The organism is Paenibacillus sp. DMB20, assembly GCF_000987955.1.
Taxonomy (GTDB): domain Bacteria; phylum Bacillota; class Bacilli; order Paenibacillales; family Paenibacillaceae; genus Paenibacillus_AQ.
In genome coordinates this window covers 148151-166105 of record NZ_LAZU01000041.1, presented here as the reverse complement: position 1 = coordinate 166105, position 17955 = coordinate 148151, and the positions used below count along the sequence as shown (strand labels likewise).

Below are 17955 nucleotides of genomic sequence, written 5' to 3'. Positions count from 1 at the left end.
GCGTTCTTTATCCGGGATGAATGGAATCCTGATGTCCCTCATGATATACTGATTTTTATAGACATGTATAGGAGCGGTATATATTGTTGCGTAGAAGAAATGAATTTCATGAGCGTTATGAGCGTTTTGTCCAGGAATTAAGGAATGAAATCGTTGCCGGTATTCTTCAGCCGGGTGAATTTATTTTGCCGGAAAACACGCTTAGCCAGAAATATGAAATGAGCCGGGTATCGATCCGGAAGGCGCTGGATGAGCTGGTGAACGAAGGATTGATCGAGAAAATCGCGGGCAAGGGCAACCGGGTGAAGGTGCCGGATGAGGACAGAACGCCTGTCGTGCTGAGACTCGCCTGGTTCTCTTCCTCCTATGAGATTCCGATTATCGAAAAAATGATCGAGGCGTTCGAGCGGAAGCATCCGTTCGTTCAGGTGGAGATGGTGCTGTATTCCGAGGATTTCTACACCGAAACCATCATCCGGTCCATTGAGGACGGTCAAGGGCCTGATCTGTTCATTATGTCGGATCAGCATTTCCGGGAATGGACCGAAAGCGGGCGCACGAATCTGCTGACAGGGTATGTTCCTCCCCGTCTCATGGAGGAAGGGGTCAGCTATCCGCGGGTCTCGAGCTGTTCAATCATGAAGGCGGCATGCTCGCGGCGCCGTTTGTGTTCTCTCCGGTAGTCATCTGTTATAACCGTTCGATCTTCCGTCAGCACGGCCTGTCTCACCCTGTCAGTCTCGGCGACTGGCAGGAGCTGCTGGAAACGGCCAAAGCCAGCACATCGGCCCCTAACGAAGACGGAATGACCGATCATTACGGCTTCTGCTTCTCTTCGTCCCCCAACCGCTGGCCGGTCTTCCTGCTTCAAAATGACGGCAGCATCATGGCTGCAGACCGCAGCCGGAGCACGATGGCGGACGAGCGGAACATCGAAGCGCTGGAGTATTGCGTATCGCTGATGTACAAGGAGCATGTGTCGCCGATCTTTTCCCATGGCAGCAGCCATTTAGCCGAAAGCCTGTTTATGAAAGAACGGGTTGCGATGATCATGTCCACTTATTATTTCATGAATGAATTCCGCGACCATTCCATCGACTGGGATGTGATGACCTTGCCGAAAGGGACCAAACCCGCCACTATATTGCTAGGCGGGGGTTTGTCGATCAACGCTGCGAGCAGTCATCGGAATATCGCCGAAAAACTCGTGGAATTTATGACGGGCGAGGAAGCACAGAAATTATTGAAACAGTACGGATGCACGATTCCGGTGTTGCGGTCTGTGGCCGAAGATGACAGCCTGCTGAATCCGGACATTCATCCGCAGCACTATAACCGTTATCTCGAGGTGCTGCCGCATGCTTATCCGCTGCATGTCCTCAACATGAACCAATCTGAAATATTGACGCTGCTGGATGAACTGAATCTGTTGTGGGCCGGCATGGAGACCCCGGCGGATACCTGCAACCGGATCGAGCAGCTGTTCAACAGCCGCCTCGGCCTAGCGGGAGCCGGTACGGGGATGGAGAAGTGAAGAAGCGGTAAAGAAGAGCACCTTCAGGAGAACGAAGCCATGTCGTAAGAGATGGAGACGGTCTTGAAGGTGTTTTTGTGTTGGCAGCAAAGATGCATCTATCCGTTAGAAGTTGCCGACATATTGATTTGATAGGACCCTTTAAGAATATTTATCGACCATTTTAAGCAAATAATTGCGAAACTCCTCCACATATGATTTCGGTTCTACGATTTCTAGGTTCCTATCGTTTAAACGTTGCGTGCGATCTTCTGACACATACAGGTATGAAGCTTGATGAAATTGCACGCGATACCGGATTCGAGTATGACACTTACTTTATTAAGCAATTTCAAGCTAAAAAAAGTCATTTCACCTACAAAGTATAGGAACATGACTCGTAAGTTCGCTACTGAACGATAGTAGATGAGGAAGGATCAATAAAAAGCCCGAAGCGGGCAGGATATACGCCTGCTATCTAACTCTCCTTGACCGTAATATATATATTGTGTTAAATTTTTTCATATAATAACTATGATTAAATTATGGGAGGGATAAAGTGATGACTGCTTCTGAAATTGTAGATGTAAACGTGAACCTGTCATGTAAAGAGATGTTTGACAAGGTTCACAAAATAACAAATCAGATACCGGAACTTTATCCTTCTATGCATATATACAGTTCGTGACTTATTTATAGAAAGTCTCTTATTTTTGTATAGGTATAGTTAGGTTAATGTACGCAAAAAAGCACCGGTAAGCTGGTGCTTTTTTTGCGTTTTCTCCGTTTAAAGGGAGATAGATATGAAACATTTATCTAAGTACGAAAAAATACGTAAGATCTTATCGGCTCTAAAACAACCGAATTATAGATATTCGCAAATAACAGAGGCAATCTTCAAGAACAAGATCGGAAATTTCGAAGCAATGAACAACTTGCCTAAGCCATTAAGAAATGAATTAATCAAAGAGCTTGGAAACAATGTGTTGAGCATCACGCCAAAAATGGAGCAGAAATCCAACCAAGTTAGCAAAATTCTGTTTGCCATCCCTGGTGATGAATACATTGAGTCCGTAAAGTTAAGTTATAAAACGGGATGGGAATCCTATTGCATCTCTTCGCAGTGCGGTTGCGGATTTGGTTGTACATTTTGCGCTACGGGAACACTCGGTTTGAAAAGGAATCTCACAACAGATGAAATAACGGATCAACTTCTTTACTTTACTTTGAATAACTATCCCTTGGACAGTGTGTCCTTTATGGGGATGGGAGAGGCCCTTGCAAACCCATATGTATTTGATGCATTGCATGTGCTGACGGATCCTAAACTTTTCGGTTTAGGACATCGAAGAATTACGGTTTCCACAATAGGTTTATTACCTGGAGTAAAAAAAGTTGACGAAGGAGTTTCCACAGATTAATTTAACTTTCTCCCTTCATTCACCATTTAATGATCAGAGAAGCGAGTTAATGCCCATTAACAATCATTTTCCATTAGAAGAAGTTTTGAACGTGTTGGACGAGCATATTCAACAAACGAAGCGAAAGGTTTACATTGCTTATATACTTCTAAGGGGGATAAACGATTCAACTAAACACGCTGAAGCCGTTGCTGAATTGTTGCGTGGAAGAGGGTCGTGGGAACATTTATATCACGTCAATCTAATCCCTTACAATTCCACCGATGCCACAGCACAGAGTTTTGTAGAGTCGGATCAGAACAGTATAAATATATTCCTTAAAATCCTGAAGTCAAAGGGAATCCATGTCACCGTCAGAACCCAATTTGGATCGGAAATCAACGCAGCATGCGGTCAACTGTATGGATCAAAATAAGGTTTTAAAAATTTTTAGCGGAGGGAAATACAATGTTCCATAAAAATACATCTATAACACATGTGTTACTCCATGCAAAGCCGGTTTTGGGTATATGCATGGAGTAGCCAATAAAATTGAAACGGGCTTTGCTGCTTGAACAATAATTTCAAGGAGTGAGTCGAAGTGAGATATATTAATGCTTCTGTCGTCTTGCCGGAGGAACTAGTTGAAAAATTGCAGGAATATGTCCAAGGCAAATACCTCTATATACCAGCTAGAAAAAATGAATATAAAGTCTGGGGAGAACTGTCTGGCGCACGAAAAGAGATTAACAAAAGAAATGATGCTATTTTGCATGCATATTTATCCGGCGCTTCAGTCGAGGAACTTTCAGAATCATTCTTTTTATCAACCTATGCTATCAGAAAAATAATATATCAGAAATAGATAGCTACTATTCCCTTCAAGCGTGCTAAAATCGAGCACTATTACTTGAAGGGATTTTTATAATGAGAAGAAATCGGGAACTCAAAGCAGCCACTTACATGTTAATTAGCAATAGTTTTTAAGTTAACAAATATAAAATACTACAGCATCGTTTTGTATATAGATCATGAATTTTCAATCTGTTATCGTGAAGATGTAAGGGAAACATGGGGGTATAAACCATTTAAATTTGCACCAGGAGGAGGTCGAAGTGATGGATGTTATCGTAAATACTTCGATAGCTAATAAAGTGAGTAGAATGAAAAAGTTGATATTCTAAATTTAATAAAACAACTGATTATCATTATTTCTGCTCACTTTCGAGCTGTACGTTCCCATAATAAAATCCACTTTTTACGATGATAATCAGGAGGTAGCTAAGATTGTTAAACGTTTCTATTTATAATATGGAAGGTACGATTACGGGTGAAATGGAACTTGAAGAATCCATCTTCGGTATTATACCTAACGAATCGGTTCTGCATGAAGCTGTTGTTAACCATCTTGCGAACAAGCGTAGTGGGACACACTCGACTTTAACTCGTGGCGAAGTTAGAGGTGGAGGTAGAAAACCCTATAAACAAAATAAAATTGATAGATCGAGAGCGGGTTCCATTCGTATGCCGCACTGGCGTCACGGAGGTATTGCGTTTGGCCCCAAACCTCGTGACTATGGTTATAGCCTCAATAAAAAGGTTAAACGACTTGCGATCAAATCAGCTTTATCCGCCAAGGTACAAGATAACGAACTCATTGTAGTTGACCGGATTAAACTTGAAAGTTACAGGACAAAATCGATCGTTGCCATGCTTACAGCTCTTCATGCCAATAAGAAAGTGCTTATTGTAACACCTGAGGCGGATCACATCGTGTATAAAAGCGCAAATAACATTCCAGAAGTACAGACAACTGAAGCCAACTCGCTGAATGTATATGATATTCTAAATTGTGATACGTTCATTATAACTAAGGATGCTATAAGGATAGTTACAGAAAAATATATCTAAAAGACAAGAACACAAGTGAACTTTTAGAGCCGCTGAGCAACGAAAAACTTATTAGTCTGACCTTATGTTTAATGGGAGGGGCTGTCTCAAAAGTAGGTTTCTTGTTTGACGAGGCTGCTCACTTGAGTGAAAATTACGCTAAATATAAAGGCATGGTGATGTCAGGGAGGTCATCCCGACACCGCCATGCCTTTGTTTTGGTCTATTGCCGCCTTCTTCAATAGGTTATGGGCGAGCGAAAGCCACCCGACCTCAAGGCTTACTTTCGGCAGGCCTCGAAGCAGAAAACGTCTGAATCCTCGATTGTTCTTGATTTGACCAAATACACTTTCTGGTTCAATCATCCTTCGAACCGACAGCGCGTATCCTTCCTCGCTTTTGAGTTTTTCGCGGGCTTGCTGCTTGTACCGCAGATATTCCATACTTACGCTGATTTCCCGATTCCCTTTAACTTTGGTGCAAGCTTCTTTAAGTGGACAACCTTCACAGCTTTCACTTCGGTAGTGTCGCTTTCGGATCTCGTACCTACTTTCCGTCTCTTCCTTACTTTCATAACGAAACCACAGTTTGCGTCCAGCCGCACACGTCCAGGTGTCTTCCGCCTTGTCGTACTGCCAGTTATCCAGCTTGCTAATATCTTGCTGCCACTTCTTCGTGTTTTCCTTGTGGTACGTGCTGTATTTTACCAGGGCTTCCAGCTGCTCACTTTCCAAGTAAGCGTAGTTTTCCTCTCCGCCATATCCGGCGTCTGCGATGACGGTTTTAGGCAGCTTGCCAAGAGCAGTCTTGACCTTCTCCAAATGAGGTTTTAAGCAGCGCGTGTCGGTGGGGCGTTGATGCAGACTGTAGCCCAGGATGAACTGGTTTTCCGTTCCGATTTGCACGTTGTAGCCTGGCTTGAGCTGACCATTACGCATATGATCTTCTTTCATCCGCATGAAGGTAGCGTCCGGATCGGTTTTGCTGTAGCTGTTTCGGCTTCCGAGAATCTCTTGCTGAGTTTCGTATTTCTGGAGCCTCGGAAGCAGGTCCTTACGCAGCATGCGGACCGCTTTCTTTAAAGGTTTGTCTTTCGACTGCTTTTGTAGTCTAGCTTCCAGTTGCTGAACGGCGCTCTCTAACTTCTCGCCGGTCAGGGAGGAGGCCTCACCCAGTTCAGGAAGATCCTGCCCCGTATACTCTCGTTCTTCTTGCTTCGTAGAAAGTAAAGGGCGCTGGTGTCCTAAATCAGAACGATTATATAGCTACAAGGATTGTCTTCATGGTGTGAGGCAAAATGAAACACCTCCAAGAAAATTCATCAACCATATCGAATGATATGGAGAATACCTTGGAGGTGTTTTTTTCGCGGCAGCAAGGTGAGTTACCCGCCTTTGATGTCAAAGATAGTGGTTCTCAAGCTGCTAAATCAATTTATATATTTTGCAATTATAATCAAACCGTTCACAGCCTCCCTTCGTTTCCTTTAATAGTACCGGAAAAATCATGAATGAAATGGAGGAAGAATCATGAAGAAGATCGTGTTCCTGTCAGCTCTACTGCTCTTTGTCTTTACGGCTGCCGGATTGTCAGCCTATGCAAAAATGGACAATAAGCCGGCGTCCCAGGCGACACCGAATTCCAGCCAAAATGATCATGTCATCCGGGTGTACGGGCCGGGCGGACCACTTGGACCGATCAAGGAAGCTGCTGAACATTTTTCAGTTGAAACGGGAATCAAAGTGGAAGTAACCGCCGGACCAGAGGGCAATTGGATCGGCAAGGCAAAGAAAAATGCAGATATTATCTTCGGTGGTTCCGAATATATGCTGCAGGACTTCATCTTCAACCACCCGGAAATGATCGACACTAAATCACGAACGGAGCTTTACCCGCGTGCTGCAGGAATATTGGTGAGGAAAGGAAATCCTAAGAAGATTGAAGGACTGGAGGATTTAACGAAAAAGGGTGTAAAAATAATCGATGTGAACGGGGCAGGCCAGCTTGGCCTATGGGAAGACCTGGCAGGCAGAAAAGGGCTGATCGAAGGCATCTCCCAAAATATTAACCTTTCTGTAAAGTCGAGTGCCGAAGCCATTGAACGATGGAAATCGAATTCCAGCCTGGACGCCTGGATTACCTATGAATCGTGGCATTACCGGCTTAAGGATGTGACCGACCTGGTCGAACTGCCCGAAGAAGAAAAGCTCTATCGTGGAACGCCGATCGCCCTGACGAAAATCACCGATCAGAAAAAAGAGGCACAGCAATTTATTGATTATTTAAAAACGGAAAAATCTCATCAAATTTTTCAAAAATGGGGCTGGAAGTAAGGATGAGTCTTAAATCTTAAAAACGGGGAAGAGGAACATACATGAAAAAAGGAATACTTACTCTCGCGATACTTTCGATTATTTTTGTTTTGGCTGCTTGCGGAAAAAGCACTGAGGAAAAAACTGGGGCTGATCAACCCGCTCAAGCCCAAACGGAACAAACCAAATCGGAACAAGCCTCGGCTGACAGCCTCCGGCTTTTGGAGAATGAGAAAATTGGAAAGTACCTGGCGGATCCACAGGGAAGAGCCCTGTATTACTTTAAAAAGGACGAAGCAGGAAAAAGCAGTTGCAGCGGAGAATGCTTGGCAAGCTGGCCGGCATTTACCCAGGAGGATTTCGCCGTCCCGGAAGGTTTTGACAAAAAGGATTTCGATACGATCACAAGAGAAGACAACGGGGAGAAGCAGGTCACGTACAAAGGCTTTCCTCTCTATTATTTTGCAAAAGACCAGCAAGAAGGGGATGTAAACGGGCAAGGTGTAAAAGATGTATGGTTTGTCGTAAACAGCGAAACAGAATTTGAATAAGCCTGCCCAGGGAACGATCAGTCGCGGTCGTTCCTCCTTTCTTTTAAAATAGTAAAATGGCAATATATTTTTATCCAATAGCAGGGAGTGCCATATGAAAGAAAAACACGATGCGGAATTAATGAGATTGGTAAACGAAAAACACCGTCACGCATTAGAGGAGCTTTATGATCGATATATAAAGCTTGTTTACAGCTTTGTTATGAAGTTTTGCAATGGGAATGAGGATAAGACGAAAGAGATTATTCAGTTGGTCTTTTTGAGGCTATGGACAACAAACAGCCAATACGATCCCGCTCAAGGCAGCTTTGTCAATTGGCTCCTCACGATTACCCGCAATATTTGCATTGATTACCTCCGCAAAGAGAAGAGGCATATACAACACCATCAAGAGGAACATGAGGAGATCGCCGACCCTGCCAATGAAATCGAACAACGAGTAAATACGAATAATATTGCGATTGCGAAAAACAAATTGCCGAAGGCGCAAAGAAAATTAATCGATTTGCTTTATTGGAAAGGGTATTCTCTTTCAGAGATCGCCAAGCTGGAACAAGAGCCGCTCGGCACGATTAAAAGCAGGCTTCACCAGGCTCTAAAAGGATTGAGGAAGCATCTGGAACTGGAGGATATAAAATGAGAAGAGATTGTGAACATTTAATTCCATATATAGCAAATGAGCTCAAGGAGAGCGAACACATGGCCTTTGTTGAACATTTAAAGAATTGTGCGGACTGTAAGAAAGAATATCGAGAATTGTCCCAGGCCTGGCATGCTTTGCCGTTTGATTATACCGAAATCGAGGTGCCTGAATCGCTAAAAGGCGAAGTGCTGGGGGTTGTTTTTGATCACAAAAGGAAAAGCGGTACGAAATCATTCATAGCTATGATAAGCAAGCTTGCCGTGATGCTCAAAAGCCAGTTCACTCCTGTTTCAGCCAGTATCGTGGCCGTCTTGTTGCTCGCGATTGTTAGTCTTGGAATAGTGAATGTGCAGGGGAAAAGTCGCCATGCCGCAAATATCCCCATTGAAATTTTAACCGCCATTCCCTTAAAAGCAGCCAATCAAAGCCACCCGGGAACAAACGGCATCGCCTATATTGTCCAGCAGGGATCAGAGAAAAATTTGGTGGTGCAGGTTCATGAATTGCCCGGCGTCGAAGGTGCACAGGTTTACCAGGTTTGGCTGCTGAAAAACGGCGCGAGGGAAAATGGCGGCATATTCAAGCCGGACGAAAACGGATCCGGAATACTGACTTACCGGCTCGCCGGAGGTCAGACTTTTGATCAAATCGGGATCACCGTCGAACCGGACGCCAACAGCAGCCAGCCAAGGGGAGGAAAAATAGCCGGGTCATAGATAGTCAGGCGGAAGATCTAATGAATGTCATTGCAGAAGAGATCAGGCGGGTATTTACCTAATCAAAGAATCTTAATAAATGTGAAGTAACGCGAATGTATTTGTTTAAAAGTACGCATGAATTGTTCATACCCCAGTCAAGTAGACAGAGCTAAAAAGACAGCTTTAAGCAGCAACCGTTTCTCGGTATTCCACCGGAGAACGGTTGTTCAATTTTTCCTAAAAATTCCTGCGGCTTTTTTCGTTTTAAGTATATTTTGCCCGAAAGAGTCAACCAACTCAATTGACAGAGACCAGCATAACAATTAATGTATTGGAGGATACAAGGTCATTTTATTTTTGGAGGATATTTATGAATCAACGTTTTCGAATTACGAGATCCATGAAGCCAAACACTAGTGATCAAGAGATTTCATTGGATGAATGCCAAGTTTATTTTTCATCCAAGGCGGATTTCACTTATCAGACGGTGCTGACCGTGAAAGGGGAGGAGAGCACCATGTCTATAGAAGGGGATTTCTTTATGTGGAAACATGGGGAAGCCCTTATTCCATTCAGGCACTATATGGGGGAGTTGTATGTAGCCGTCTCCCATCAAGAAATCGTGCCCCTCATGATCGAAATTGCAGCTGATTTTGGGGCAGATATCGTAGAAGGGTAATGAATGAAAAGTTGTCATATGACAAGATCTTAAACTTAAAAGCCGCATAGCTGCGGCTTTTTGTGTTGTGACGACAAACGCCTAAAACGAGGAACTTTTGAAGGAGATTTCCCTGACTTGGGGTAGTACCAGCGTCCGTGACACCAGGGGCAAACATGTGTAAAAAATTGGTGATACACCTGAAGAAGTTCCTAAAATAGCGCGTAGCGTCAAAAAAGTTTATTCTCTTACTGAACCTTTTTCCCCACGGGAGCGAATTAAAGGTTGTAACACGTTCAGGAGGGGCCCCCATGAATGATAAAGAATTACTTCCGTGGCTTGAAAAAGCGATATTGGGCGACGAGTCGGCCTTTCAGCTTGTCTATGAGGCGACTCACCAAGACGTCTATCGGACGGTTGCTTTTCTTGTCTACAACAAACAGGACATTGAGGATATCGTGAATGAAGTTTACATGCGCATGTGGCGGTCGTTTCACACGTACGACCCGAACCGGCCGTTCCGATTTTGGCTGCACGGGATCACTGTCCGTCTTGTTCAGGATTGGAAAAGAAAGGCCTGGCGGCGAATTCGCATCTTTGAACGCAACCGCCAAATGACTTGCGAACAGTTCGACTGGACGGACAAAGCTGTCCTGCAGTCCGAATTGCAGCATGAGCTGTTCAGCCTTGTCCGACAGTTGTCGTACAAACTACGTGTGGTCATCATCCTGCGCTATTTTCACGACTATGCTCTGGAAGAAATCGCAGACATGCTGCAGATCCCCGTTGGCACAGTGAAGTCCAGGCATCATCTGGCACTGAAAGAACTCCGGAAACGATTCGAAATGACGGGAGGAGACGCGTATGTCCATTGACAAGGAATTGCGTGAAGAGCTGCGCCAGGTGGCAGATTCGATGCACTGCCCGCCCGATTTGTATGGACGTGTCCGACAGTCCTATCAACACTATGTGAACGAAAAGAGAGGTAGATCTCCCATGAAAAAACGCATGCTTGCAGGTATTGCCGCAGTCGCAATCCTGATTCCGTCTGCCGTATTTGCTTCTTCCTATCTGGCCGATGAAATATTCGGTTCTGTTAAAACCATTGAACAGCACGGCGGTTCACAGGAAAGTTATCAAGAGATTGAGGGAATGCTTCAAACAGCAAAAGGCAAGCTCACGGAAGACGAATTCAAGGAATTTACGGAGCTATTCAAGCAGATGGTGCAATTAAAGCTGAAGATGACCGATGAAAAAGGAATCAAATATGAGGAAAAGCTGACCAAAGAAGAACAGCAGCAGTTTGAGCAGCTCGTCTCCAAGCTGGCCCCGTTCTTCAAGAAGATCGACCCGAACATCCAGCCGTAAGAAAATGAAGCAGGGACCCGAACGATGTGGATGGGGTCCCTTTTTCTTGCCTAGTAAGTTTTGTTGACGATGCTATGATTCTACAGTATTTTCAAATAGTGTTACACACCATTTGTGGACATCCGTTTATGAGGTACGGAAATGTCCACTTTTACTGTGGCAGATGAATGTGGAGGTAGTCGCCAAATGGCTTCGTTTTTTCATACATAGTGGGATGATGAACCAGAAGCGGTTAAGAAAGCCGTTAGGAAATATCTGGTTGATCAGATGCACCGTAAGATCCGTGGTAGAGAAGGGCATGAAGGCGTTGTACCATAAGTAACGGCAAGTATTCTATAGTAGAATGATAGGAATTTATAGTGAAATGGGGGTTTCTTGATGGGATCTATCTTTAAGAGTGGAGCTTCCGAAAAAGAATACTATCTTTGTTACCAAAGAAGTTTAGATATGTTTGATATGGAGATGACGTCATGTTATATCCCGACAACATTCGGAGATACACATGTACTATGTTTCGGTGATACGAGTAAGAAACCATTGTTTCTCCTTCACGGAATGACAATGAGTAGTACGATGTAGTTCCCCAACATGAAACAGCTGATTCAAGAACGCTGTGTGTATGCCGTTGACGTTATGGGTGATTTTGGTAAAAGCAAGCCTAAAGTTGCCATAAAGAACAGGAGGGCTGCTCACCAGTGGATTTTTTGACGGTGAAATGGACAAATATCAGTTCTTAACAACGATACCCTATCGAAAGCCGGCATAACGATGACCGGTGTAGATATCTCTTCAGCGATGCTCGCATATGCGCGGTTGAAGGCGGAAGGGTTGATTACTTTTATAGAAAAAATCCCATCAGGTCGAGGGGATTTTTGTCGAGGATAAGAATATGTCCCATTGAAAGTCGCTAATTTAGCGGCTTTTTTGTTTTGTCGGTACAAGTTTTTGTCCCGATTGCCGAAAAACTTTGTTCATGCTCCGTTCATATTCCATTCATGGAGAGGACATCTTGGTTGGTTAGACTTGCATTAGTGGACCGCAAGGCCATTGTATAGATAACAAGAGGAGCTGAAGAGTTTGACACAACCAGAAGGAAAGGAAGTAAGGAATCGTACAAAAACAAAGAGAGTACTACATATTTTGCTTAAAGTAATCGTCGCAGTAGTTATAGCCATCCTACTTTTTATCGCCATCGTGTATACCGTAAATAAAATCAGCAGTCACTCAGAACAAAAAAAGAATGGAACAATACGGTCAGCATGTATCTGTAGATGGAAAACAGATGAATGTTTTCATTCAAGGTCAAGGTGAAGAAACCATTGTGATTCTTCCCGGTTATGGAACAGCGGCGCCTGCACTTGATTTTAAACCACTCATATCAGAGTTAATCCCTTATTATAAAGTCGTCGTGATTGAACCTTTTGGTTACGGATTGAGCGATCAAACCCTGAAGGAGCGCAGTACAGCAAATATCGTAAGTGAAATACATGAAGCGTTACAAAGTCTCCAGATAGATCGTTATATTCTCATGGCTCATTCCATTTCGGGGCTCTATAGTCTGGATTATGTGAACCAATATCCAAATGAAGTGAGTGCGTTTATCGGACTGGATAGCAGCGTTCCGTCACTGAGCGAACAGAAGATTGATTCGTCAGACACAGAACCGGTTAAATGGTTCCGCAACTTGGGCTTCGCCCGTTTACAATTGAAACTAAGCGCTGACCCTTATGAAGGACTGCCGTATGATCAACAAACCAAAGAACAATTGAACATTTTGATGCGCAAAAACATGTATAACAACACTCAATTAAATGAGGCGGTGAGCATGTATTCCAACTTTAAAGCAGCAAAACAGCTGACTTTTCCTCCCAATTTGCCTGTCCTTTTCTTCGTCCAAGCGAATCACCCTGTGACGGACCGATGGATCCCCGAACATGAGAAGCAAATAGAGGAGTCTGTACATGGAGAAATGGTCTTATTGGACGCGGGACATTATTTATATCGTTCCCATCCAAAAGAAATCTCTGAGAAAATAAGGGATTTTACGGGCGGAATAAAATAAAAAAATTGAATTTTAGACCGTTAATCTGAGTACCCGGTTAACGGTTTTTTTGTTATGAAAAAAAAGGCAGATGGAACAATTGTCGAGGGACAAGAACATGGTCCGATTACCGGATAGGCTATATATAAGTTACCATCTACATATTTGATTTTTTTTCGTTTTATTCCTTGGAAAATCAGCATAAACGCCATTAAGAAAAATAAAAGATTAACTGAACTTAAAGGCTGTTTTCCTAAAAAAATCCTTAGTTATAAGATAAGATTGGATAACCAAGATAATAGATGCATATAAAAAAATACATATTGGATTTGTCTTTAAATTTCCGGCCAAGTAACCTAATTATCATTGTAAATGCAATGGCATAAATGGTGATTATCCCAACAAGGATAAGAGCTAAAATCGATAAGTTCATAAAATCAGCCCCCTTAAATTTATTATTAATTTACATTTTATCACATTATTCATAACAGCAAGGGATCTATCATACCCAACATGTGAATCATTATCATGGTGAGTTAAAAGAGTGGTTAAAACGATTTGATGGTGTAGCGACCCGTTATTTAGATAACTACTTGTTTTGGCATCGGTTCCTTGAACTGAACAAGAACCAAGATGATAAATTAGTATCCAACGCGATACTTTTAGCATCGTGCCATAAACCCAATTCACTACGATATAATCATTCAATGTGGGATAATTTGCATGAAAAAACAAGAATTAATTAGCATTACACCCGATGCTATTGGATTCTTGTAAGGAGTTCTGTATTACATCTACCGTTTATGAGTTCTCAGTATACAATATAACCTTTCCTGTGCTATTCCTGCTTTCGATTAATTGATGTGCTAACGAAGCATCTTTCAAGGGTAATTTTTCACTTATTTTAATCGCAATTTGCCCACTTTCTAACATGCGGAATACTTGCAATGAAGTATCCTTTAATACTTCTGGCTGTTCTTTTCTTGTTGTTCCCAAGCTAAATCCAAGAACAGAACGACAACTTGAATGGAGTTCACTTGTTTGAAGTTGTCCATATTTTCCGCTTGAATTTCCGAATACAACTAAGCGTCCATATTTAGACAGACAATTCATGCTTTGCTCCGTTATTTCTCCACCAATGGAATCCAATATAATATTGACACCCTTACCATCAGTTAATTCATTAACTCTCTGTGAAAAATTTTCATTTGTGTAGCATAACACGTGATCTGCCCCAGCTTCTAATACCACAGGAATCTTTGTTTCATTACCCACAGTTCCAATAATAGTTTTTGCACCTAATGCTCTGGCGACTTGAATAGCTGTTGTTCCTACTCCTCCAGAGGCAGAATGAATGAGAACCTTATTTCTATCTTGTAAATTAGCTACGTCAGCAAGCAGTTTATAGGACAAAAAATGAGACAATACCACATGAACCTGCAACGTCAAAACTAATATTATCAGGAATCGCAAAAGTTAGATTTTCATCTGCAACAATATACTCTGCATACGAACCGTTTTGAGGAAACGCCATTACTCTTTGACCTACAAAAAAAGGAGGTTACTTCATCTCCAACTTGTTCAATGATACCCGATGCCTCAAGTCCAGGAATAAACGGAAGTTTCACTTGTCCTTTGTTGCCATATCTCGCTTTAACATCTGCAAAATTAACACTTGTCACCATTACACGAATCAAGACTTGTTTTGAACTTATTGAAGGTATTTCAACGTCTACATATTTCATATTTTCGGTTGAGCCAAACTGTTCTACAACAATTGCTTTAATATCAGCCACCCTCTTGTTTCACTATATGAAACTTCGTTTCATTTATATTTCAATTATACCCTAAATGGGGAAACCAACAAACTTTTTCTTTATAAAGCAATAATATTTTAGAAAACCGCCTTTTTAAAAAACTTCTCCTCTATAGGCATAAGATCATTCCCATAGCGCAGAGATTTGAAAAGTTCGAACGATCCCATGCTAGTCTATTACCTACAAAAATAGTACCCGATGGTTAGTGAAAAAAGATAAGTCGCCTGTAAAGACGACTTTGCTCTGCTCGTAATTATCTATTTTCTCGTCGGGCTTGCTAGTTAACGACCGCTAACAAGGAGGACTTTTATCTACTTCTCAACACGCCAATCTACCTTTTTCAAGATCAATACGATGGAGATCAGCGAGAAAAACAAGAGTACAAGCGTGTTCCAGGCGACAGAACCGGACCAGCCCGATATCAATACCTCCCGCATGGCCTCAGCGGCGTAAGTGGTTGGGAAGATATAAGAGAACCATTGCAAGATCACAGGCAATTGATCCATATCCACCATGACAGGCGTCAAAAACGAGATGAACATCATCAACGCCTGGACCAGCATATTCGTCAATTGATGGCTAGGCGACCAGAAGCCGATCAGTACACCCGCGCCAACCACGCTAAAGACGGTGAGCAGCAATACAGGGACAAGTCCCCAGCTGTAGTGGAATTGAATGCCGTAAGCAAGTTGACCAATTATGGCCAGGATAATAAAAGACGGTACGCTCATGATCAAGCCGCGCAGCAAATTGGCGAAGATGAAGTTTACCTTGGCAATCGGCAGGGACGAATAGTACGTGAAGTGGCCTTGATGCTTCTGCCAAGATATCTCCTGAGCCATGGAATTGAGTCCCATGACGATTAAGCCGAAGAGCATATTCCCTGTAATAATACGTGTCATGACAGCCGGCGTGGGGGCGACCGTAAAGAATTTGAGAAACAACAGCGTCGTTAACGGAAACATGCATGCCATGATGAAAATCCAAACCCATGCCTCGCGGATGATCGTGAATTGAATGCGGGCTAAGATCAGCCATTCTGTGATTCTGCGTTGGATTATGCTCTGCTGCTCGTGCCCTTGGAGAAAGGCCGCTTCTTGAAGTTGCAAGTCATGGCTTTGCATGGATGGTTTCATCTTTTCCATGTTTAGACCACCTCCGTTTTGGCAGGCTTATCCTGTTCGTCATCGATATGAAAATAGACATCTTCAAGATTAGGAGGGACCAACGAATATTCTTCAATCGGTAAATGCTGCTCAGTCAGGCAGTCAATCGCGTAGCTGGCGTTTTGCTTCTCGATCAGTGTCCGGATTCGGTTTTCTCCCATTTTGGTCCACTGTCCCAGCGCGCTTAAGCTTCGGCAAACATAATCGCTTTCGCCTAAGGAAGTCGTAATTTCCAGCTTCATCCGCTGATCGACCCTTTGTTTTAAGACACTGACATGATCGATGGCCAATAGCTTGCCGTGATTTACAACAGCTACTCTGTCCACGACCTGTTCGGCCTCCAGCACGTTGTGTGTCACCAAGATTACGGTTACTCCTTGGCGATTGCGTTCCTGAATCAGATCCCATACGAGCCTTCTCTTTTTAGGGTCCAGTTCATTGGTCGGTTCATCCAGGATCATAACGGGGGAAAAGCCGATCAAGCAAGTACCAATCCCGATTAAACGCTTCTGTCCGCCGGAAACGTTTTTTCAACAGCTTATGACGGAGGTCCAACATACCAAAGCGTTCCAACAATTCCTCTGATTGCTTTACGGAGGACTGCTTCGTCAACCCCCGCAATCTTCCTGTAAAATACAAAGCTTCCCAGGTTTTTAAACTGGTCAGGGCGTGAGGCTCTTGCGAGTAGTAGGCCACCTCCTGGGCAACTCGCTTTGTTTGTGTCTGTACGCTGGTTCCTTTATAGCGTACCGAACCTGAGGTGGGTGCAAGGTGACCTACCATCTGCTTGATTAGCGTGGATTTGCCTGCTCCATTCGGACCGAGCAAACCGAGAATTTCCCCTTGTTGAACGTGGAAGCTTATGTTTTGATTGGCGACAACCTTTCCTTTTTTTGTACGTTTTTATTCACATGTTCTAATTGATAGATCAGCTTCATCATTCTTGCCCCTTTCAGTTCGAACTATGTTTTTGCAGCTGCGTGTCTAAATCCAGAGAGAGTATGTATTCTTTGACTGATAAATGCTTTTATTGGATGATGCCTAAGTATACTTAACGGTATATCAACAGGCGTGTAATATAACGATAACTTATGCTCTGACTAGGAGTGAGGGACGGCAGAATGGTTTTCGTCTCCGTCTCAGGAGGCAGACGGCACGGTTCCGATCATACCCTTGCGGAAATACAATCACGGACAGCTTACGAGAAGAATGAAAACGGAGAAGCGTTTCGGTTATGCATTGTTAGCGGAAACCATAGGCTCACCCAAGGAACTTAAAAAACAGCATCAGAAAACGTAGTTTATGTGGACTTAATAAATGGGGGACCATACAAGCTCCCGCTAGGTGAGGGAACGGCTGATCCAATAGCCGATTGGATGAAACAAGGCTTAATTGATCGATTGGAACGAAAGAGCCAAGGCTAGGCGACATCTTTATTAAAGTGACAGGAAGTGAGTTGCTATGAGTATCTCATTAAAACGTGCTGGAGCGATATTTGTGAAGGATGATAAAGAGTTTTCACGAAATTATGCGATCTCCATTATTCTTCTTTTTCCAGTTATCTTCGCACTTTTTCTTCGAGGTGAGGCCAGTCTAGTGTTACTAACGAGTTTAGCACAAGCATGTTTGATTGTGGAAGAAAAGGAGCATAACATTTTACGGTCATGAATGATGACTCCGGCTACGACCATGGATGTTTTAATCGATAAGCGTACTTTAGTCTTTGTGGTGGGTTTATTCCGGCAGTGATGGCGATGCTGTAGCCCCGGTCAATGTGAATCGACGATTACTCTAGTGGAAGAAGGAAATAAAACAGTCCTTACCATGCGAACCTGTTCAAAACTGCGGAAGAACGTCACTATGCCGTGAGGGAGTACGAGCAATTGAAGGGAGGCAAC

13 protein-coding genes and 6 pseudogenes are annotated in these 17955 nt (G+C 43.2%); 15 read left to right on the top strand and 4 right to left on the bottom strand.

The annotated features are described in order from the left end of the window. The first annotated feature begins 83 nt into the window (after positions 1-83). The 6 genes and pseudogenes from XI25_RS35945 to rplD all read left to right on the top strand — a co-directional run bounded on the left by XI25_RS35945 (position 84) and on the right by rplD (position 4824). Positions 84-683 (top strand): winged helix-turn-helix domain-containing protein, encoded by a 600-nt coding sequence (locus XI25_RS35945; protein WP_268794569.1) that lies wholly within the window; start codon positions 84-86, stop codon positions 681-683. Further along, on the top strand, positions 650-1534 hold the full coding sequence (locus tag XI25_RS35940; protein WP_268794568.1) for an extracellular solute-binding protein: 885 nt from the start codon (positions 650-652) through the stop codon (positions 1532-1534). The genes XI25_RS35945 and XI25_RS35940 overlap by 34 nt, the downstream gene beginning before the upstream one ends. A gap of 194 nt (positions 1535-1728) precedes the next feature. Then, positions 1729-1902, top strand: a complete 174-nt coding sequence (locus XI25_RS32540; protein WP_235440331.1) for a helix-turn-helix domain-containing protein — start codon at positions 1729-1731, stop codon at positions 1900-1902. 414 nt (positions 1903-2316) lie between these two features. After that, positions 2317-3349 (top strand): annotated as a pseudogene (locus tag XI25_RS25000) (Cfr family 23S rRNA (adenine(2503)-C(8))-methyltransferase). Between the two features lie 165 nt (positions 3350-3514). Next, positions 3515-3778: a CD3324 family protein gene (locus XI25_RS24995; protein ID WP_046680730.1), complete on the top strand. Its 264-nt coding sequence runs from the start codon at positions 3515-3517 to the stop codon at positions 3776-3778. A gap of 446 nt (positions 3779-4224) precedes the next feature. Then, positions 4225-4824 carry a 50S ribosomal protein L4 gene (gene rplD, locus XI25_RS24990; RefSeq protein WP_046680771.1) on the top strand — a complete coding sequence of 200 codons (600 nt, stop codon included), beginning with the start codon at positions 4225-4227 and terminating at the stop codon, positions 4822-4824. A 170-nt stretch (positions 4825-4994) separates the two neighbouring features. On the opposite strand, the pseudogene XI25_RS24985 reads toward rplD, so the two are convergent. After that, a pseudogene (locus XI25_RS24985) lies at positions 4995-5993 on the bottom strand (transposase); the annotation flags it as partial. Between the two features lie 339 nt (positions 5994-6332). On the opposite strand from XI25_RS24985, the gene XI25_RS24980 reads away from it, so the two are divergent. The 9 genes and pseudogenes from XI25_RS24980 to XI25_RS37065 form a co-directional block, all read left to right on the top strand. Next, the gene (locus XI25_RS24980) at positions 6333-7136 is read left to right on the top strand and encodes a substrate-binding domain-containing protein (protein WP_046680729.1); all 804 of its coding nucleotides are present in this window, start codon (positions 6333-6335) and stop codon (positions 7134-7136) included. A gap of 41 nt (positions 7137-7177) precedes the next feature. Further along, a complete protein-coding gene (locus tag XI25_RS24975; RefSeq protein ID WP_046680728.1) occupies positions 7178-7666 on the top strand; it encodes a hypothetical protein in 489 nt (162 codons plus the stop codon). Positions 7667-7760: 94 nt separating this feature from the next. After that, positions 7761-8306, top strand: coding sequence for an RNA polymerase sigma factor (locus XI25_RS24970; RefSeq protein WP_046680727.1), 546 nt, complete (start codon positions 7761-7763; stop codon positions 8304-8306). Then, positions 8303-9025, top strand: coding sequence for an anti-sigma factor (locus XI25_RS24965; RefSeq protein ID WP_046680726.1), 723 nt, complete (start codon positions 8303-8305; stop codon positions 9023-9025). The genes XI25_RS24970 and XI25_RS24965 overlap by 4 nt, the downstream gene beginning before the upstream one ends. Positions 9026-9377: 352 nt before the next feature. After that, on the top strand, positions 9378-9686 hold the full coding sequence (locus XI25_RS24960) for a hypothetical protein (protein ID WP_046680725.1): 309 nt from the start codon (positions 9378-9380) through the stop codon (positions 9684-9686). A gap of 290 nt (positions 9687-9976) precedes the next feature. Further along, positions 9977-10540 carry a sigma-70 family RNA polymerase sigma factor gene (locus tag XI25_RS24955; protein WP_046680724.1) on the top strand — a complete coding sequence of 188 codons (564 nt, stop codon included), beginning with the start codon at positions 9977-9979 and terminating at the stop codon, positions 10538-10540. After that, positions 10530-11033 carry a DUF3600 domain-containing protein gene (locus XI25_RS24950; protein ID WP_046680723.1) on the top strand — a complete coding sequence of 168 codons (504 nt, stop codon included), beginning with the start codon at positions 10530-10532 and terminating at the stop codon, positions 11031-11033. Before XI25_RS24955 ends, XI25_RS24950 begins: the two co-directional genes overlap by 11 nt. A gap of 1077 nt (positions 11034-12110) precedes the next feature. After that, positions 12111-13095 (top strand): annotated as a pseudogene (locus tag XI25_RS24945) (alpha/beta fold hydrolase). A 467-nt stretch (positions 13096-13562) separates the two neighbouring features. Continuing rightward, positions 13563-13820: pseudogene (locus XI25_RS37065) on the top strand (hypothetical protein); the annotation flags it as partial. Between the two features lie 55 nt (positions 13821-13875). Here XI25_RS37065 and XI25_RS24940 read toward each other — a convergent pair. From XI25_RS24940 to XI25_RS24930, 3 genes and pseudogenes are all read right to left on the bottom strand, one after another. Then, positions 13876-14861: pseudogene (locus XI25_RS24940) on the bottom strand (quinone oxidoreductase family protein). Positions 14862-15202: 341 nt separating this feature from the next. Beyond that, positions 15203-16036: an ABC transporter permease gene (locus tag XI25_RS24935; RefSeq protein ID WP_046680722.1), complete on the bottom strand. Its 834-nt coding sequence runs from the start codon at positions 16034-16036 to the stop codon at positions 15203-15205. Between the two features lie 2 nt (positions 16037-16038). Next, positions 16039-16998: pseudogene (locus tag XI25_RS24930) on the bottom strand (ABC transporter ATP-binding protein). Positions 16999-17955: the final 957 nt, after the last annotated feature.

What these genes read in the sequence shown, in the direction of transcription:
- XI25_RS35940 (WP_268794568.1), top strand. Translation starts at nt 650, where the DNA reads ATGCTCGCGGCGCCGTTTGTGTTCTCTCCGGTAGTCATCTGTTATAAC.
- XI25_RS32540 (WP_235440331.1), top strand. Translation starts at nt 1,729, where the DNA reads ATGATTTCGGTTCTACGATTTCTAGGTTCCTATCGTTTAAACGTTGCG.
- rplD (WP_046680771.1), top strand. Translation starts at nt 4,225, where the DNA reads ATGGAAGGTACGATTACGGGTGAAATGGAACTTGAAGAATCCATCTTC.
- XI25_RS24980 (WP_046680729.1), top strand. Translation starts at nt 6,333, where the DNA reads ATGAAGAAGATCGTGTTCCTGTCAGCTCTACTGCTCTTTGTCTTTACG.
- XI25_RS24975 (WP_046680728.1), top strand. Translation starts at nt 7,178, where the DNA reads ATGAAAAAAGGAATACTTACTCTCGCGATACTTTCGATTATTTTTGTT.
- XI25_RS24970 (WP_046680727.1), top strand. Translation starts at nt 7,761, where the DNA reads ATGAAAGAAAAACACGATGCGGAATTAATGAGATTGGTAAACGAAAAA.
- XI25_RS24965 (WP_046680726.1), top strand. Translation starts at nt 8,303, where the DNA reads ATGAGAAGAGATTGTGAACATTTAATTCCATATATAGCAAATGAGCTC.
- XI25_RS24960 (WP_046680725.1), top strand. Translation starts at nt 9,378, where the DNA reads ATGAATCAACGTTTTCGAATTACGAGATCCATGAAGCCAAACACTAGT.
- XI25_RS24955 (WP_046680724.1), top strand. Translation starts at nt 9,977, where the DNA reads ATGAATGATAAAGAATTACTTCCGTGGCTTGAAAAAGCGATATTGGGC.
- XI25_RS24950 (WP_046680723.1), top strand. Translation starts at nt 10,530, where the DNA reads ATGTCCATTGACAAGGAATTGCGTGAAGAGCTGCGCCAGGTGGCAGAT.
- XI25_RS24935 (WP_046680722.1), bottom strand. Translation starts at nt 16,036, where the DNA reads ATGGAAAAGATGAAACCATCCATGCAAAGCCATGACTTGCAACTTCAA.